Origin of the sequence: Azorhizobium doebereinerae UFLA1-100, assembly GCF_000473085.1 — a bacterium.
GTDB lineage: Bacteria > Pseudomonadota > Alphaproteobacteria > Rhizobiales > Xanthobacteraceae > Azorhizobium > Azorhizobium doebereinerae.
This window is the reverse complement of the sequence record NZ_KI421496.1, coordinates 128,458-132,182: the sequence shown is the minus strand read 5'-3', so window position 1 is coordinate 132,182 and position 3,725 is coordinate 128,458. Positions and strand designations below refer to the sequence as shown.

Here is a 3,725-nt window from a genome sequence, read left to right as displayed (position 1 = left end):
CGGTCGAAGACCCCGAGCCGGCTCCAGCGGATGAAGCGGTTGTACAGCGTCTTGTGCGGGCCGTAGTCCTTGGGGGCATCCTTCCACTGCAACCCGTTGCGGATCACATAAACGATGCCACTCACCACCCGGCGGTCATCGACGCGCGGCACGCCATGGGCCAAGGGAAAGAAGGGCGAGATCCGAGACATCTGCCTTTCGCTCAGCAGGAACAAATCGCTCATCACAGCCTCCTCAATGGAGACTGTGAATCACAACTCAAGGCAAATTAATAGGTCCTGAGCCTAGGTGTCAGCGGCGAATGGCGATCACGGGGGCGAGGCGCGTCCGTCCCGGAGGGTGGGGAAGTTGGTGGCGTAAAATGCCGATCCTCCCCCGCTCGAAGACGAAGCTATGGTCGTCGACGATGACGCAGAAGCTTCAGATAGCCGCCGCCGATGAGGGCGTGGCCGCCTTTGACGAGGCCGATGACCCGGTCGCGGAGGGACGAAGTTTTCCAGGGCTCAGAAGTTGCCCGCATCGCACCAAACAGGGCTACGGCGATATCGCGATAGCTGGCGCGGTTCGCCCGCCCATCGGCGGCGAGCATCATGCGGCGCAGGCGGTGCCGTTGCTGTGGAGTCATGCGCGTGTCTGGCAGCGGCGGTCGCCCTTCGACTGTGCGCCAGAAGCGGTTCAACGCCTCCACCCGGCCCATCAGGTCCGCGTCCATCGGAATGACGGCTGCCATGGGGGCGTCACGGTGGCGGACCGGCAGAAACACAATCTGCGACTGGTGCCTCCCCTCACCGATGGAGGCGTGAGCACCTTCCGGGCTCAATTGCAACGTGGAAATACCGTCGACCTCCCTGAGCCGGACGCCGTCGGCGAAAGCGGGAGGCGAGCCAACAATCACGGCGCCAGGGTTGACGCGCGGCGACCAAACGATGGATTGCTCGATCGAGTTGAGAGATGGTCTCGCCGCGAAATCGAAGTCCCCAGCGCTGCTCCACCTCCCGGGGGAGCGGTTCGGCCTCGGTGCTGGCCCTGGCGATCGCTTGGTATTGGTCCTGATAAGTCTCGTCTCGGCGCAGACATTCCCAGGCGAGGCCTTCGACGGAGAGGTCGTCGAAATAATCGTAGTTGGCGCTGTCACGCCAACGCGATGTGTCCGGCTTCATTCCCTCGGCTCCGCATCAGTGGCGTGCGTATCGAGCGAAACAGTCAGGAATTGCATCGCCTAAGGGAAGGTCCTCTTTGAGCATCGCGTGATGCCCTGACTGCATCTCGCCAGCCCGATCAGTCGTCCCGGGTGCGGAGAAGGTCCTTGTAGCCGCTGGCGGCGACCCAACGGGCGCGAGCGAGATGGCTGTCAAAGATATTACGCGCACGCTCAGGCTCATGCGCGGCATCCAGTCCGAAGAGCACTACGACGATTTCTTTCCAATCCGCGCCGTCGGCCACAGCATCCATAAGGCGCGCATAGAGGCGTATGTGCGCTCTGTCATAGCCGGTGAGTTCGAGGCTGAACGGCGCGATATCTTCGAAAAATTCGGTCATGTGACCCCACATTTCCATGACCATTACGTTCACGCTTCGTAGCCCAGTAGCGAACACGGCACGAGTGGAAATAACACATCGAATCCGGTGTTCGCGTGCCGTGGCCGCAAAGCGATCCTATACATACTATAGTTGATAATCTCGGAGGGCGTAAATTGCGATCCGTCTGCGCATGGATATGCGCAAGCTGGTCGGCCGGAACTTCGCGCGCCTGCGTCTGGAGAGGGGCTTGACACAGGAGGACGTAGAGACGCGATCCGGCTTCAGCCAGCAGTACATCAGCGGGCTCGAACGCGGCCGGCGCAATCCCACTGTCATCACGCTCTATGAACTGGCACAGGCGCTGGGCGTTAGCCACGAAGAGCTTGTTCGGCCTGACGGCAAGGACTGACCCCCGGGGGGAAAGCACCGGCCGAAAGCGGCCGAGGCAGTCGGTGGCTTACTCGCCGCGTCGGCGGTTGGGGCAAGTCCAGATCAGCGAGGAGGTTTCGACATCCTCGTCGGCGAACACGTTGGCATAGATGAGTGCGTTTGAAGCCCGGGTTGTCGAGCTTGCCCTCGCTGGAGCGCTTGGACCAAGCGGCGCCAATCTCGGCGCGGCACACCAGGACGCGGTGACTGGGAGCGTTCTCGCCCTTGACCCTAACGTCGGGGACGGCGCGCTCGCCCTTGGCCACCGCCCGCCCCAAATCCAGTTGAACTTGGCAGAAAATGGGATGCAGACGCAGATGGGAGTTGGGGCATGACCCTGGCAAGGCAGCCAATCAGCTGTCAGCGCTGGCTCAAAAGGCGTCTGCCACCTAAATGCCAACACAACCCTTAGTTGCGGTGGCGCACCCGACACGATTCGAACGTGTGGCCTCCGCCTTCGGAGGGCGGCGCTCTATCCAGCTGAGCTACGGGTGCCTGCTGCTTACGCAGTGCTTACTCGGATTTCCTGCGAAAGTGAAGCCCTCGGCCACGCACTCGCAAGTCGTTGAATTTTAGTACGCTTTTTCTTAGCAGCGTTCGCACCAGCCGGCTTGACACGTGCCTTCGGAGGGCAGCGCTCTATCCAGCTGAGCTACGGGTGCAGCAGGCACCGCCCCGTGGGGCGATGCAGCGCCGTTCATAAGGCAAGTCGGGCCGGGCGGCAACCGGGGGAGGCGGACGACCGCGCTGTCCACAGATGCCGCCGCGCCCCCGCGGCCGAAGGGCGGGCCCTCAGGGCGCGCGGGTGGCGAGGATCTCCCGCTTGCCGGCATGGTTGGCCGGGCCGACGATCCCTTCCTGCTCCATGCGCTCCATCAGGCTCGCCGCCTTGTTGTAGCCGATCTGGAGCCGGCGCTGGATATAGGAGGTGGACGCCTTGCGGTCGCGCAGGACGACGGCGATCGCCTGCTCGTAATGGTCGCCCTCCTCGCCCATGGCGGACTTGTCGAACACCGCCACGTCCTCCTCGGGCGCCTCGTCCTCCTCGTCGGAGGTGACGGCGTCGAGATATTCCGGCCGCCCCTGCGTCTTCAGGTGGGCCACCACCTTCTCCACCTCGTGGTCGGACACGAACGGGCCGTGCACGCGCACGATGCGCCCGCCGCCCGCCATGTAGAGCATGTCGCCCTGGCCGAGCAGCTGCTCGGCGCCCATCTCGCCGAGAATGGTGCGGCTGTCGATCTTCGAGGTCACCTGGAACGAGATGCGGGTGGGGAAATTGGCCTTGATGGTGCCGGTGATCACGTCCACCGACGGGCGCTGGGTCGCCATCACCAGGTGGATGCCGGCGGCGCGGGCCATCTGGGCGAGGCGCTGGATGGCGCCCTCGATCTCCTTGCCGGCCACCATCATCAGGTCGGCCATCTCGTCGACGATGATGACGATATAGGGCAGCGCGGTGAGGTCCATGGCTTCCTCCTCGCTCACCATCTCGCCGGTCTCCTTGTCGAAGCCGCGCTCGACGATGCGGGTGATGACCTCGCCCTTGGCTCTGGCCTCCGCCACGCGGGCGTTGAAGCCGTCGATGTTGCGCACGCCGAGGCGGCTCATCTTGCGGTAGCGGTCCTCCATCTCCCGCACCGCCCATTTCAGCGCGGTGATGGCCTTCTTCGGGTCCGTCACCACCGGGGTGAGCAGGTGGGGGATGCCCTCGTAGACCGAGAGTTCGAGCATCTTCGGGTCGATCATGATCAGCCGGCAGGCCTCTGGCGAAT

The 3,725-nt window shown here is 63.7% G+C and carries 6 protein-coding genes, 1 tRNA gene and 1 pseudogene; 1 reads left to right on the top strand and 7 read right to left on the bottom strand.

Annotated features, from left to right (window positions below):
• The 4 genes from YU1_RS0126315 to YU1_RS0126305 form a co-directional block, all read right to left on the bottom strand.
• Positions 1–224: transposase (locus YU1_RS0126315; RefSeq protein WP_156922512.1), on the bottom strand; the 224-nt coding region annotated here is incomplete at its 3' end.
• Positions 225–391: 167 nt separating this feature from the next.
• The gene (locus YU1_RS34655) at positions 392–730 is read right to left on the bottom strand and encodes a DUF2285 domain-containing protein (protein ID WP_156922510.1); all 339 of its coding nucleotides are present in this window, start codon (positions 728–730) and stop codon (positions 392–394) included.
• Positions 731–785: 55 nt separating this feature from the next.
• Positions 786–1,160: a transcriptional regulator domain-containing protein gene (locus YU1_RS34650; protein ID WP_245263463.1), complete on the bottom strand. Its 375-nt coding sequence runs from the start codon at positions 1,158–1,160 to the stop codon at positions 786–788.
• 118 nt (positions 1,161–1,278) lie between these two features.
• A complete protein-coding gene (locus tag YU1_RS0126305; protein ID WP_029006563.1) occupies positions 1,279–1,539 on the bottom strand; it encodes a DNA -binding domain-containing protein in 261 nt (86 codons plus the stop codon).
• A 172-nt stretch (positions 1,540–1,711) separates the two neighbouring features.
• Here YU1_RS0126305 and YU1_RS0126300 point away from each other — a divergent pair, with 172 nt between their 5' ends.
• Entirely contained in the window at positions 1,712–1,930 is a 219-nt protein-coding gene (locus YU1_RS0126300) for a helix-turn-helix domain-containing protein (protein ID WP_029006562.1), read from the top strand.
• A gap of 48 nt (positions 1,931–1,978) precedes the next feature.
• On the opposite strand, the pseudogene YU1_RS33215 reads toward YU1_RS0126300, so the two are convergent.
• The 3 genes and pseudogenes from YU1_RS33215 to YU1_RS31510 all read right to left on the bottom strand — a co-directional run.
• Positions 1,979–2,213 (bottom strand): annotated as a pseudogene (locus YU1_RS33215) (DUF736 domain-containing protein); the annotation flags it as partial.
• A 155-nt stretch (positions 2,214–2,368) separates the two neighbouring features.
• A tRNA-Arg gene (locus YU1_RS0126295) sits at positions 2,369–2,445 on the bottom strand.
• A 297-nt stretch (positions 2,446–2,742) separates the two neighbouring features.
• Positions 2,743–3,725, bottom strand: a 983-nt coding sequence (locus YU1_RS31510; RefSeq protein WP_280790730.1) for an FtsK/SpoIIIE domain-containing protein, incomplete at its 5' end; no start/stop codon positions are given.